The sequence below is a fragment of the Demequina zhanjiangensis genome (assembly GCF_030418315.1).
Taxonomy (GTDB): domain Bacteria; phylum Actinomycetota; class Actinomycetes; order Actinomycetales; family Demequinaceae; genus Demequina; species Demequina zhanjiangensis.
On sequence record NZ_JAUHPV010000001.1, the window covers coordinates 117,611 to 130,704 of the forward strand.

A 13,094-nucleotide genomic window follows, 5' to 3' on the forward strand; every position below is an offset into this window, starting at 1 on the left:
GGGGTCTCCCCTACTCGGCGAGGAGCGACTGGATCCGGCCCACGCCCTCGGCCAGGTCCTCATCGCCCAGCGCGTAGCTGAGGCGGAGGAAGCCCGACGGGCCGAAGGCCTCGCCCGGGACGACCGCGACCTCCACCTCGTCGAGGATCACGCCCGCAAGGTCGGCGCTCGAGGTGATCTCCTTGCCGCGCACGGTGCGGCCAATGAGGCCCTCGACGGACGGGTAGGCGTAGAAGGCGCCCTTGGGGGTGGGGCAGACGACGCCGTCGATCTCGCGCAGCATCGACACCATGGTCTGGCGGCGACGGTCGAAGGCGGTGCGCATCTCGTGGACGGCGTCGAGGCTGCCCTCGAGCGCCGCGATCGCGGCGCGCTGCGACACGTTGGCGACGTTCGAGGTCAGGTGCGACTGGAAATTGCTGGCGGCCTTGATGACGTCCATGGGGCCCACCATCCAGCCCACGCGCCATCCCGTCATGGCATAGGTCTTGGCGACGCCGTTGAGGACGATGGTCTGGTCGGCGAGCTCGGGCACCAGCTTCAGGATGGGGGAGAAGACCGCGTCCTCGTACAGGAGGTGCTCGTAGATCTCGTCGGTGATGACCCAGATGCCGTGCTCGAGCGCCCACTCGCCGATCGCCTTGGTCTGCTCGGCGGAGTAGACCGCGCCGGTGGGGTTCGAGGGCGAGCAGAACAGGAGCGCCTTCGTGCTCTCGGTGCGCGCTGCCTCCAGCTGCTCGACGGTGACGAGGTAGTCCTGATCCGCGCCGGCGAACACCTCGACGGCGGAGCCTCCCGCGAGCGCGATCGCCTCGGGGTAGGTGGTCCAGTACGGGGCGGGCAGCAGCACCTCGTCGCCCGGGTCGACGATCGCGGCGAAGGCCTGGAACACGGCCTGCTTGCCACCGTTCGTCACGAGCACGCTCGCGGGGTCGATCTCGTAGCCGGAGTCGCGCAGCGTCTTCGCGGCGACGGCAGCCTTCAGCTCGGGCAGACCACCCGCGGGCGTGTAGCGGTGGTTGCGCGGCTCGCGCGCGGCCGCGACGGCCGCCTCGACGATGTAGTCCGGCGTGGGGAAGTCGGGCTCTCCCGCGCCGAAGCCGATGACGGGCCGGCCTGCGGCCTTGAGGGCCTTGGCCTTGGAGTCCACGGCGAGCGTGGCGGACGGCGCGATGGCGCCGAGGCGGGCAGAGACGCGGCGGGCGGGAGCAGTCATGCGACCATTGTTCCATCCCGGGCGGCCCTCGAGGTCGGGTGCCAGAGGCCGGGTTCGCATCTGGAGCCGAAACCACGTACTATGGCTCCTCGGCACTTGACAGTAGCCATGATGGTCCGCGCCTCGGTGCGGTGCCGGTGGTCAAGAGCCTCGGGGCCCAACCCCCGAAGGGCAGTGGCGCAATTGGTAGCGCATCGGTCTCCAAAACCGACGGTTGGGGGTTCGAGTCCCTCCTGCCCTGCGTACAGCGGACGTGTCTTCCGCGACACCCCCACACACCACCCAAGCAAAGGACGTATCGGTGAGCGAATCCGTCGTGACCGACACCGGAGATAAGGACCCGCGCCACGAGTCGCGCGAGGGTCGCAACATCTTCGGGCGCATCGCGCTGTTCGTGCGTCAGGTGGTGTCGCAGCTGCGCCTCGTCGTGTCGCCCACGCGTCACGAGTGGATCCGCCTGATCGGCGTGGTCCTGGCGTTCGTCGCGGTCATGATGGTCATCACGTTCGTGCTCGACCTGGTCTTCGGGTGGGGCGCATCGCAGGTGTTCGGCGGATAGCCGGCGAGTGAAGGAGTCGAGAGACGTGAGTGACGACAAGATCGACGAGGCGCTGAGCGCCGCCGAGGCCACCCTGGCCGAGACGGACGCGAAGCTCGCGGAGGCGACCGAGGCGGCAGAGGACGCGCTGGCGCCTGCCGTCGACGAGGCCGACCTCAGCGACGCCCCGGTCGACGCCGTGGTGACCGCGGACGACGACACCGTCCCGGGCGAGCCCGAGGCTCCCGCCGAGGAGGCCGCCGTGGTCGAGGAGACCGAGCCGACCTCCGTCGACGACGACCTGCGCGCGTCGCTGCGCATGCAGGAGGGCGACTGGTACGTCGTCCACAGCTACTCGGGCCACGAGAAGCGCGTCAAGCAGGCGATCGAGCACCGCCGCGAGAGCCTCAACATGGAGGACTTCATCTTCCAGGTCGAGGTCCCCATGGAGGAGGTCGCCGAGATCAAGGGCGGTCAGCGCAAGAAGGTCACGCGCGTCCGCATGCCTGGATACGTCCTCGTGCGCATGTACCTCACCGACGAGTCGTGGGGCACCGTGCGCAACACCCCGGGCGTCACCGGATTCGTCGGCCACGCCCACCAGCCTGTGCCGCTGACCATCGACGAGGTCTACGGCATGCTCGCGAGCCCGACCGAGGCCGAGGCCCCCGCCGAGGGCACCGAGACCGCCGCGCCGAAGAAGTCCGTCGAGGTCGACTTCGAGATCGGCGAGTCGATCACCGTCATCGACGGCCCGTTCGCGACGCTCCCCGGCACCATCTCCGAGATCAGCGTGGAGAGCCAGAAGCTCCACGTCCTCGTTTCCATCTTCGGCCGGGAGACCCCGGTCGAGCTGTCGTTCAACCAGGTGCAGAAGCTCTAGTCGAACGACGCACGTGGCGGCGGCCAGCCGCCATTCAAAGCAAGTAAAGGACCCGAAAGAACATGGCAGCCCCTAAGAAGAAGGTCGCCGGACTGATCAAGCTTCAGATCCAGGCCGGCGCCGCGAACCCCGCTCCGCCCGTCGGACCCGCGCTGGGTCAGCACGGCGTGAACATCATGGAGTTCTGCAAGGCCTACAACGCGGCCACCGAGTCGCAGCGTGGCAACATCATCCCCGTGGAGATCACGGTCTACGAGGACCGCTCCTTCACGTTCATCACGAAGACCCCGCCCGCGTCGCAGCTCATCAAGAAGGCTGCCGGCGTCGCCAAGGGCTCGGGCGTCCCGCACACCAACAAGGTCGGCAAGCTGACCGACGCTCAGGTGCGCGAGATCGCTGAGATGAAGATGCAGGACCTCAACGCGAACGACATCGACGCCGCTGCGAAGATCATCGCCGGCACCGCCCGCTCCATGGGCATCACGGTCGAGTAAGACCGCTCTCAAGACTCCCAGTGGGAGGGCCGCGCTGGCCCGCCACCACGACTGCAAAGGAAACGCAGATGACCAAGCGCTCCAAGGCTTACCGCGACGCAGCACAGCTCGTCGACCGCAGCCAGCTCTACACCCCGCTCGAGGCCGTCCGCCTCGCGATCAAGACGGGCTCCAAGAAGAACGACTCGACCATCGACGTCGTCTTCAAGCTCGGCGTCGACCCGCGTCACGCCGACCAGATGGTCCGTTCCACCGTCATCCTGCCCAACGGCACCGGCAAGACCGCTCGGGTCCTGGTCTTCGCCAACGGTGACAAGGCGGATGCGGCACGCGAGGCAGGCGCCGACATCGTCGGCGGCGACGAGCTCATCGCCGAGGTGGCCGACGGCCGCACCGACTTCGACGTCGTCGTCGCGACGCCGGACCTCATGGGCAAGGTCGGTCGCCTCGGAAAGGTCCTCGGTCCCCGAGGCCTCATGCCGAACCCCAAGACCGGCACCGTCACCATGGACGTGGCGAAGGCCGTGTCCGACATCAAGGGTGGAAAGATCGAGTTCCGCGTCGACAAGCACGCGAACCTCCACACCATCCTCGGCAAGGCGTCGTTCGGCGATGAGAAGCTGGTGGAGAACTACCAGGCGATCCTCGACGAGATCATGCGTGTGAAGCCGTCCGCCTCGAAGGGCCGCTACATCGTGAAGACCGCGATCTCCGCGACCCAGGGCCCCGGCATCCCCGTGGACGCCCTCGCGAAGGCTGACGCCTAAGCAGAACGCCTGATCGGGCCCGACCCCTCCTGGGAGTCGGGCCCGATTTGCTTTTTCTCGTGGCGTTCACGTAAGGTTGTCTAGCCCAAGACCGCCGGTCGTCGGACCTGGTTCGCCAGGAACGACCGAAGCTCCGCAACAGCGGGGGCCAGCGCAGGTGAGAAAGTAGCGCCACGTGCGCGAACCCTTGGGCGGCCTTGCGGCCGCCCTTCGTGCGTTCGCCCCCGTGACCGCCACGGCCCCGCCTGCGCGGGGCCTTTCGTCGTTTCGGGGCAGGCCCGGTGGTCACTTTCCCTGAAAGGACAACTATGGCGACGCCCGACAAGGTGACCGCGGTTGCTGAGCTCACGGAGCAGTTCCGTGCCTCCAGCGCTGTGTACCTCACCGAGTACCGCGGCCTCAGCGTCCCGCAGCTCGCGAAGCTGCGCGGCGCTCTCCGCGGCGAGGCGACCTACGTGGTCGCCAAGAACACTCTCACGGCGCTCGCGGCCAAGGATGCTGGCGTGGACGGTCTCGACGACCTCTTCGTCGGACCCACGGCCATTGCATTCGTCACCGGTGACCCGGTGGAGGCTGCAAAGGGTCTGAAGGCTTTTGCCAAGGAGAACGACAAGCTCGTCATCAAGGGCGGCGTTCTCGAGGGCAACGTGATCTCGGCTGACGAGGTCAAGAAGCTGGCGGACCTCGAGTCCCGCGAGGTTCTGCTCGCCAAGGCTGCCGGCGCCATGAAGGCGTCGCTCTTTGGTGCTGCGTACCTGTTCCAGGCGCCGCTCGCTCAGGCAGCGCGCGCCGTCGACGCCCTGCGTGCGAAGCAGGAAGACGCGGCCTAAGGGCCGCACCCCACTACACACCTCTGCTTCACGCAGGCTAAGAGAAGGAAGTCATCATGGCTAAGCTCACCACCGAGGAGCTCATCGAGCAGTTCAAGGAGCTCTCGCTCATCGAGCTCTCGGAGTTCGTCAAGGCGTTCGAGGAGACCTTCGACGTCACCGCCGCCGCCCCGGCCGCCGTTGCCGTTGCCGCCCCCGCCGCTGGCGGCGAGGCCGCTGCCGAGGCCGAGGAGAAGGACGAGTTCGACGTCATCCTCGCCGCCGTCGGCGACAAGAAGATCCAGGTCATCAAGGAGGTGCGCGCGCTCACGTCGCTCGGCCTCGGTGAGGCCAAGGCGCTCGTGGACGAGGCCCCCAAGGCCGTCCTCGAGGGTGCCAAGAAGGAGGACGCCGAGAAGGCCAAGGCTCAGCTCGAGGCTGCCGGCGCCACCGTCGAGCTCAAGTAAGCTCGCGTCTTCGACGCTCTGAGGGTCGGGTCGCTCCTGCGGGAGCGGCCCGACCTTCGTCGTTGGCACGGCCTCCGCGTCGCGGGCCGTGCCGGGGGACACGCTGTGCGCGTTCTCCCCAAGACGAGACCCAGGTCACGTTTTTCAACCGAACCGCGCGCCACTCTTGACGGCCCTCTGGCCGGGGTGGACAATCGCTCGTTTCCGCGTTAGTCTAGCGACCGCGCTGTCTTTTGCCCTGCCCTCAGATGCCTACCCGGCGTGCGTCCGTCACCTGACGGGATCGCCCCGGGGTCCGGTGGAGCTGTGGCTGGACGACGTGTCAACGCACGATCATCACAGGGAAGGACCCGCCCTTGGCTGCCTCGCGCACCCCTTCGGCAACTGCCATCTCCAACCGCTCCGCGTCACGACGCATCTCCTTCGCCCAGCTTGCTGAGCCGATCGAGGTCCCGAACCTCATCGGTCTCCAGACCGAGTCGTTCGACTGGCTTCTCGGCAACACGCTGTGGCAGGACCGCGTCGCCGCCGCAAAGGACGCAGGTCGGAACGACGTCCCCGAGGTCGCCGGCCTCCAGGAGATCTTCGAGGAGATCTCCCCGATCGAGGACTTCGGCCAGACCATGTCGCTGAGCTTCTCGGACCCGTACTTCGAGGAGCCGCGTCACACTCCCGAGGAGTGCAAGGAGAAGGACTTCACCTACTCCGCGCAGCTCTTCGTCACCGCGGAGTTCATGAACAACACCACGGGCGAGATCAAGTCGCAGACCGTGTTCATGGGCGACTTCCCGCTCATGACCGAGCGCGGCACGTTCATCGTCAACGGCACCGAGCGCGTCGTCGTGTCGCAGCTCGTCCGTTCGCCCGGCGTGTACTTCGAGCGCACCCCCGACAAGACGTCGGACAAGGACATCTTCACCGCCAAGGTGATCCCGTCCCGCGGTGCCTGGCTCGAGTTCGAGATCGACAAGCGCGACGCCGTCGGCGTGCGCGTCGACCGCAAGCGCAAGCAGCCCGTCACCCTGTTCCTCAAGGCGCTCGGCATGAGCGAGGAGGAGATCGCTGAGGAGTTCGCCGACTTCCCGGCCGTCCTCGAGACCCTCGCCAAGGACACCGTGCACGCGACCGACGAGGCGCTCGTCGACCTGTACCGCAAGCTGCGTCCGGGCGAGCCGCCCACGGTCGAGGCCGGTCAGAACCTGCTCGACAACTTCTACTTCAACGCGAAGCGCTACGACCTTGCCAAGGTCGGCCGCTTCAAGCTGAACAAGAAGCTCGGCGTCGGCAAGGCCCTCGGCGACTCGACCCTCGGCGTCGACGACATCGTCGCGACCGTGAAGTACATCGCCGCGGCGCACGCGGGCATGTCGAAGCTCACGATCGGCGACACCGAGATCACCGTCGAGACCGACGACATCGACCACTTCGGCAACCGCCGCATCCGTGCGGTCGGCGAGCTGATCCAGAACCAGATCCGCACGGGCCTGTCGCGCATGGAGCGCGTCGTCCGTGAGCGCATGACCACGCAGGACGTCGAGGCGATCACGCCGCAGACGCTCATCAACACGCGTCCGGTCGTCGCCGCGATCCGCGAGTTCTTCGGAACCTCGCAGCTGTCGCAGTTCATGGACCAGAACAACCCGCTCGCGGGCCTGACCCACAAGCGTCGCCTCTCGGCGCTGGGCCCCGGCGGTCTGTCCCGTGACCGCGCCGGCATGGAGGTCCGTGACGTCCACCCGTCGCACTACGGCCGCATGTGCCCGATCGAGACCCCTGAGGGTCCGAACATCGGTCTGATCGGCTCGCTCGCGTCGTTCGGTCGCATCAACCCGCTCGGCTTCGTCGAGACCCCGTACCGCAAGGTCGTCAAGGGTCAGGTCACCGACGCCGTCGACTACCTGACCGCGGACGACGAGGACCACTTCGTCATCGCCCAGGCGAACGCCCCGCTCGACGAGCAGGGCTACTTCGCCGAGGAGCGCGTGCTCGTGCGCGCCAAGGGTGGCGAGGTCGAGTTCGTGCAGAAGGACGCCGTGGACTACATGGACGTCTCGCCGCGCCAGATGGTGTCGGTGGCGACCGCCCTGATCCCGTTCCTCGAGCACGACGACGCGAACCGCGCCCTCATGGGAGCGAACATGCAGCGTCAGGCCGTGCCGCTGGTCCGCTCCGAGGCGCCGCTCGTCGGCACCGGCATGGAGCGCCGCGCGGCGATCGACGCAGGTGACGTGGTCGTGGCCACCAAGCCCGGCGTCGTCACCGAGGTGAACGCCGACCTGGTCACCGTCGCCAACGACGACGGCACCACCGGCTCGTACCGCGTCGCTAAGTTCGAGCGCTCGAACCAGGGCACCAGCTACAACCAGCGCGTGCTCGTCAACGAGGGCGACGTCCTGGTCCAGGGCTCGGTCATCGCCGATGGCCCCGCCACCGACGAGGGAGACCTCGCACTCGGACGCAACATGCTCGTCGCGTTCATGTGCTGGGAGGGTCACAACTACGAGGACGCGATCATCCTGTCGCAGCGCCTCGTCCAGGACGACGTCCTCTCCTCGATCCACATCGAGGAGCACGAGGTCGACGCCCGCGACACCAAGCTGGGCCCGGAGGAGATCACCCGCGACATCCCGAACGCCTCCGAGGAGGTGCTCGCCGACCTCGACGAGCGCGGCATCGTCCGCATCGGTGCCGAGGTCCGCGCCGGTGACATCCTCGTCGGCAAGGTCACGCCCAAGGGTGAGACCGAGCTGACCCCGGAGGAGCGCCTGCTGCGCGCGATCTTCGGTGAGAAGGCTCGCGAGGTCCGCGACACGTCCCTCAAGGTCCCCCACGGCGAGTCCGGCACCGTCATCGGTGTGCGCGTCTTCACCGAGGAGGACGGCGACGACCTGCCCGCGGGCGTGAACCAGCTGGTCCGCGTCTACATCGCGCAGCGCCGCAAGATCATGGAGGGCGACAAGCTCGCCGGCCGCCACGGCAACAAGGGCGTCATCTCGACGATCCTGCCCGTCGAGGACATGCCGTTCCTCGAGGACGGCACGCCGGTCGACGTCATCCTGAACCCGCTCGGTGTCCCCGGTCGTATGAACGTCGGCCAGATCCTCGAGACGCACTCGGGATGGCTCGCGAAGAACGGCTGGGACGCGACCGACGCCGAGGGCGAGTGGACCAACCACCTGCCCGACGGCGCTCGCAAGGCCGAGCCCGGCAACCCGATCGCCACCCCGGTGTTCGACGGTCTTCACGAGGACGTCCTCAACGGCCTCCGCGAGCACATCAACCCGAACCGCGACGGCGACCGCATGGTCGGCCCGAACGGCAAGGCGCGTCTGTTCGACGGCCGCTCCGGTGAGCCGTTCCCCGAGCCGATCACGGTGGGCTACAAGTACATCCTGAAGCTCCACCACCTGGTCGACGACAAGATCCACGCACGTTCCACCGGCCCGTACTCGATGATCACCCAGCAGCCGCTGGGCGGTAAGGCGCAGTTCGGCGGCCAGCGCTTCGGTGAGATGGAGGTGTGGGCGCTCGAGGCATACGGCGCCGCATACGCCCTCCAGGAGCTGCTGACCATCAAGTCGGACGACGTCACCGGTCGTGTCAAGGTCTACGAGGCCATCGTCAAGGGGCAGAACATCCCCGAGCCGGGCCTGCCGGAGTCCTTCCGCGTGCTGATGAAGGAGATGCAGTCGCTGTGCCTGAACGTCGAGGTCCTCGGCGTCGACGGCTCCGTGATCGAGATGCGCGAGACCGATGAGGACGCGTACCAGGCCGCCGAGTCGCTCGGCATCTCCCTGTCCAGCCGCCCCGACGCCTCGAGCGTCGACGAGATCTGATCTTTCGAGAGGTAAGGAATCGACTAGTGCTCGACGTCAACGAGTTCGGCGACCTCCGTATCGGCCTGGCCACCGCGGAGCAGATCCGCGAGTGGTCGCACGGCGAGGTGAAGAAGCCCGAGACCATCAACTACCGCACCCTCAAGCCCGAGAAGGACGGACTCTTCTGCGAGAAGATCTTCGGCCCGACCCGCGACTGGGAGTGCGGCTGCGGCAAGTACAAGCGTGTCCGCTACCGCGGCATCGTCTGCGAGCGATGCGGCGTGGAGGTCACCCGTTCCAAGGTGCGTCGCGAGCGCATGGGCCACATCGAGCTGGCTGCGCCCGTCACCCACATCTGGTACTTCAAGGGCGTCCCGTCGCGCCTCGGCTACCTGCTTGACCTCGCCCCGAAGGACCTGGAGAAGGTCATCTACTTCGCGGCGTACATGGTCACGTACGTGGACGAGGACGGCCGCCACGAGGACCTTCCCCAGCTCCGCAACGAGCTGGAGAAGGAGAAGAAGTTCATCGCGAACCAGCGCGACGTGGACATCAACAACCGTGCCGAGAAGCTCGAGAAGGACATCGCCGAGCTCGAGGCCGAGGGTGCCAAGTCCGACGTGAAGCGCAAGGTCAAGGACGGCGCCGAGCGCGAGATGGCGAACCTGCGCAAGCGCGCGGACGCCGAGATCGAGCGTCTCGACGCGGTGTTCGACCGCTTCGCGAACCTCAAGGTCCAGGACCTCGAGGGCGACGAGCTGCTCTACCGTGAGCTCTCGCGCCGCTACGGCTCCTACTTCAAGGGCTCGATGGGTGCCGAGGCGATCCAGCAGCGTCTGAAGGACTTCGACCTTGAGGCCGAGGCCGAGCTGCTGCGCGACATCATCGCGAACGGCAAGGGCCAGCGGAAGACCCGCGCGCTCAAGCGCCTCAAGGTGGTCAACGCGTTCCTGACGACCACCAACTCGCCGGTGGGCATGGTGCTGGACGCTGTTCCGGTCATCCCGCCGGACCTGCGCCCGATGGTCCAGCTGGACGGTGGCCGCTTCGCGACCTCCGACCTGAACGACCTCTACCGTCGCGTCATCAACCGCAACAACCGCCTCAAGCGCCTGCTCGACCTCGGTGCCCCCGAGATCATCGTGAACAACGAGAAGCGCATGCTGCAGGAGGCTGTGGACGCGCTGTTCGACAACGGCCGTCGTGGTCGCCCGGTCACGGGCCCCGGCAACCGTCCGCTGAAGTCGATCTCCGACATGCTCAAGGGCAAGCAGGGTCGCTTCCGTCAGAACCTGCTCGGTAAGCGCGTCGACTACTCGGGCCGTTCGGTCATCGTGGTCGGCCCGAAGCTGAAGCTGCACCAGTGCGGTCTGCCGAAGCAGATGGCGCTCGAGCTGTTCAAGCCGTTCGTGATGAAGCGTCTCGTGGAGCTCAACCACGCGCAGAACATCAAGTCGGCGAAGCGCATGGTGGAGCGTTCGCGCTCCGAGGTGTGGGACGTCCTCGAAGAGGTCATCCGCGAGCACCCCGTGCTGCTGAACCGTGCGCCCACCCTGCACCGTCTCGGTATCCAGGCGTTCGAGCCCCAGCTGGTCGAGGGCAAGGCCATCCACCTGCACCCGCTCGTCTGCGGCGCGTTCAACGCCGACTTCGACGGTGACCAGATGGCTGTGCACCTGCCCCTGTCGGCGGAGGCGCAGGCCGAGGCCCGCATCCTCATGCTGTCGTCGAACAACATCCTGAAGCCGTCGGACGGTCGCCCCGTGACCATGCCGTCGCAGGACATGATCATCGGCCTCTACCACCTGTCGCTGCTCAAGCCGGGCGTCACCGGTGAGGGTCGTGTGTTCGGTGACGAGGCCGAGGCGCTCATGGCGCTCGACGCCGGCGACATCACCCTCAACACGCAGATCCAGCTGCGCGTGGACGGCGACACCGTCCCGCCGGTGGGCTGGGTCGCGCCCGAGGGCTATGTCGAGGGCGAGCCGTTCATGCTCGAGACGACGCTGGGCCGTTCGCTGTTCAACGGCCTGCTGCCGGTCTCGTACCCCTACGTGAACCGCAACGTCGACAAGAAGGTGCTGGGCGACATCGTCAACACCCTTGCCGAGCGGTACCCGAAGGTGGAGGTCGCGGCCTCGCTGGACGCTCTCAAGGCGGCCGGCTTCTACTGGGCCACCCGTTCGGGCGTGACGATCGCCATCGGCGACGTCGCCACCCCGGCCTCGAAGCAGGCGATCCTCGAGCGTTACGAGGCGCAGGCGGAGAAGGTGCAGGTGCAGTTCGACACCGGTCTGATCACCGACGACGAGCGCCGTCAGGAGCTCATCGAGATCTGGACCCAGGCCACCAACGAGGTCGACCGCGAGATGCGTGCGTCCTTCCCCGAGTACAACACCGTCCACACGATGGTCGGCTCGGGTGCCCGTGGTAACTGGATGCAGGTCCGTCAGATCGCCGGTATGCGCGGCCTGGTGGCGAACCCGAAGGGTGAGATCATCCCGCGTCCGATCAAGTCGAACTACCGCGAGGGCCTGTCGGTCCTCGAGTACTTCATCGCGACGCACGGTGCCCGTAAGGGTCTGGCTGACACGGCTCTCCGTACCGCTGACTCGGGTTACCTGACCCGTCGTCTGGTGGACGTGTCGCAGGACGTCATCGTCCGCGAGGAGGACTGCGGCACCGAGCGTGGTCTGACCATGCCGATCGCCCAGACCCTCGCCGGTGGCGAGCGCGTCAAGGACGACCGTGTGGAGACCTCGGTCTTCGCCCGGACGCTCGCGACCGACGTGCTCGACAAGGACGGCAACGTCGTCGCGACCGCGGCGTCGGACATCGGCGACGTCCTCATCGACGCGCTGATCGCCGGCGGTGTGGACGAGGTCAAGGTCCGTTCGGTGCTCACCTGTGAGTCCGCTGTCGGTACCTGCGCGAAGTGCTACGGCCGCTCGCTCGCGACCCGTGAGCTGGTGGACATCGGTGAGGCTGTCGGCATCATCGCCGCCCAGTCGATCGGTGAGCCCGGCACGCAGCTGACGATGCGTACGTTCCACACCGGTGGTGTGGCGTCCGCGGACGACATCACGCAGGGTCTGCCGCGTGTCCAGGAGCTCTTCGAGGCCCGTACCCCCAAGGGTGAGGCCCCGATCTCCGAGGTCGCCGGTGTGCTCCGTGTGGACGACTCCGAGGCCACGCGCCGTCTGGTGATCACGCCCGACAACGGCGACGAGCCGATCGAGTACCCGGTCACCAAGCGTTCGCGTCTGCTGGTCCAGGACGGCGAGTCCGTCTCGGTCGGTCAGCAGCTCGTCGCCGGTGCGGTGGACCCGAAGAACGTCCTGCGCATCCTCGGCCCGCGTGCGGCTCAGAAGCACCTGGTCGACGAGGTGCAGAACGTGTACCGCTCGCAGGGTGTGGAGATCCACGACAAGCACATCGAGGTCATCGTCCGTCAGATGCTCCGTCGCGTGACGGTGCTCGACTCGGGCGACGCCCCGCTGCTGCCGGGTGAGCTCGTCGAGCGCGCCCGCTTCGAGGCGGCGAACCGCCAGACTGTCGTCGCGGGTGGCAAGCCCGCCTCGGCCCGTCCGGAGCTCATGGGTATCACGAAGGCGTCGCTTGCGACCGACTCGTGGCTGTCCGCGGCTTCGTTCCAGGAGACGACGCGCGTCCTCACCGAGGCCGCGATGTCCGGCAAGTCCGACCCGCTGATCGGTCTGAAGGAGAACGTCATCCTCGGAAAGCTGATCCCGGCCGGTACGGGCCTCGCCCAGTACCGCACCGCGACGGTGGACCCGACCGAGGAGGCCAAGTCCAACCTGTTCCCGACCTTCGGGTACGAGGAGTGGGACGGCCAGTACTTCTCCGAGGGCACCGGCGAGGCCGTGCGTCTCGAGGAGTTCGACATCCCGCGCGACTAGTCGCATCCCGAGTCGAGGGCCCGGTCACCGCAAGGTGGCCGGGCCCTCGTGCGTCCTCCGGGGGCGCCGTCAGTCCAGACGTGTGCGGGAGATGTGGACTTCTCCTCATGCGCGCACCTCACGCTGACATGCGCGGCCTCCGTGCCGATGAGCAGGTCGACGGCATCGGTCGACGAAAGGAG

The 13,094-nt window shown here is 67.3% G+C and carries 9 protein-coding genes and 1 tRNA gene; 9 read left to right on the forward strand and 1 reads right to left on the reverse strand.

Annotated features, from left to right (window positions below):
- Nucleotides 1-10: 10 nt before the first annotated feature.
- Nucleotides 11-1,216, reverse strand: a complete 1,206-nt coding sequence (locus QQX04_RS00550) for a pyridoxal phosphate-dependent aminotransferase (protein ID WP_301125142.1) — start codon at nucleotides 1,214-1,216, stop codon at nucleotides 11-13.
- Between the two features lie 168 nt (nucleotides 1,217-1,384).
- On the opposite strand from QQX04_RS00550, the gene QQX04_RS00555 reads away from it, so the two are divergent.
- The 9 genes from QQX04_RS00555 (at nucleotide 1,385) to QQX04_RS00595 (ending at nucleotide 12,912) form a co-directional block, all read left to right on the forward strand.
- Nucleotides 1,385-1,457, forward strand: a tRNA-Trp gene (locus QQX04_RS00555).
- Between the two features lie 60 nt (nucleotides 1,458-1,517).
- The gene (gene secE, locus QQX04_RS00560) at nucleotides 1,518-1,775 is read left to right on the forward strand and encodes a preprotein translocase subunit SecE (protein ID WP_301125144.1); all 258 of its coding nucleotides are present in this window, start codon (nucleotides 1,518-1,520) and stop codon (nucleotides 1,773-1,775) included.
- Between the two features lie 25 nt (nucleotides 1,776-1,800).
- Nucleotides 1,801-2,637 (forward strand): transcription termination/antitermination protein NusG, encoded by an 837-nt coding sequence (gene nusG / locus QQX04_RS00565; protein ID WP_301125146.1) that lies wholly within the window; start codon nucleotides 1,801-1,803, stop codon nucleotides 2,635-2,637.
- A 62-nt stretch (nucleotides 2,638-2,699) separates the two neighbouring features.
- Nucleotides 2,700-3,131: a 50S ribosomal protein L11 gene (gene rplK / locus QQX04_RS00570; protein WP_301125148.1), complete on the forward strand. Its 432-nt coding sequence runs from the start codon at nucleotides 2,700-2,702 to the stop codon at nucleotides 3,129-3,131.
- A 68-nt stretch (nucleotides 3,132-3,199) separates the two neighbouring features.
- Complete coding sequence (gene rplA, locus QQX04_RS00575) at nucleotides 3,200-3,898, forward strand: 50S ribosomal protein L1 (RefSeq protein WP_301125150.1); 699 nt, start codon at nucleotides 3,200-3,202, stop codon at nucleotides 3,896-3,898.
- A 308-nt stretch (nucleotides 3,899-4,206) separates the two neighbouring features.
- Nucleotides 4,207-4,728: a 50S ribosomal protein L10 gene (rplJ, locus tag QQX04_RS00580; RefSeq protein ID WP_301125152.1), complete on the forward strand. Its 522-nt coding sequence runs from the start codon at nucleotides 4,207-4,209 to the stop codon at nucleotides 4,726-4,728.
- A 56-nt stretch (nucleotides 4,729-4,784) separates the two neighbouring features.
- Nucleotides 4,785-5,174, forward strand: a complete 390-nt coding sequence (gene rplL, locus QQX04_RS00585; protein WP_301125154.1) for a 50S ribosomal protein L7/L12 — start codon at nucleotides 4,785-4,787, stop codon at nucleotides 5,172-5,174.
- Nucleotides 5,175-5,530: 356 nt separating this feature from the next.
- Nucleotides 5,531-9,010 carry a DNA-directed RNA polymerase subunit beta gene (rpoB, locus tag QQX04_RS00590; RefSeq protein ID WP_301125156.1) on the forward strand — a complete coding sequence of 1,160 codons (3,480 nt, stop codon included), beginning with the start codon at nucleotides 5,531-5,533 and terminating at the stop codon, nucleotides 9,008-9,010.
- 26 nt (nucleotides 9,011-9,036) lie between these two features.
- A complete protein-coding gene (locus tag QQX04_RS00595; RefSeq protein ID WP_301125158.1) occupies nucleotides 9,037-12,912 on the forward strand; it encodes a DNA-directed RNA polymerase subunit beta' in 3,876 nt (1,291 codons plus the stop codon).
- Nucleotides 12,913-13,094: the final 182 nt, after the last annotated feature.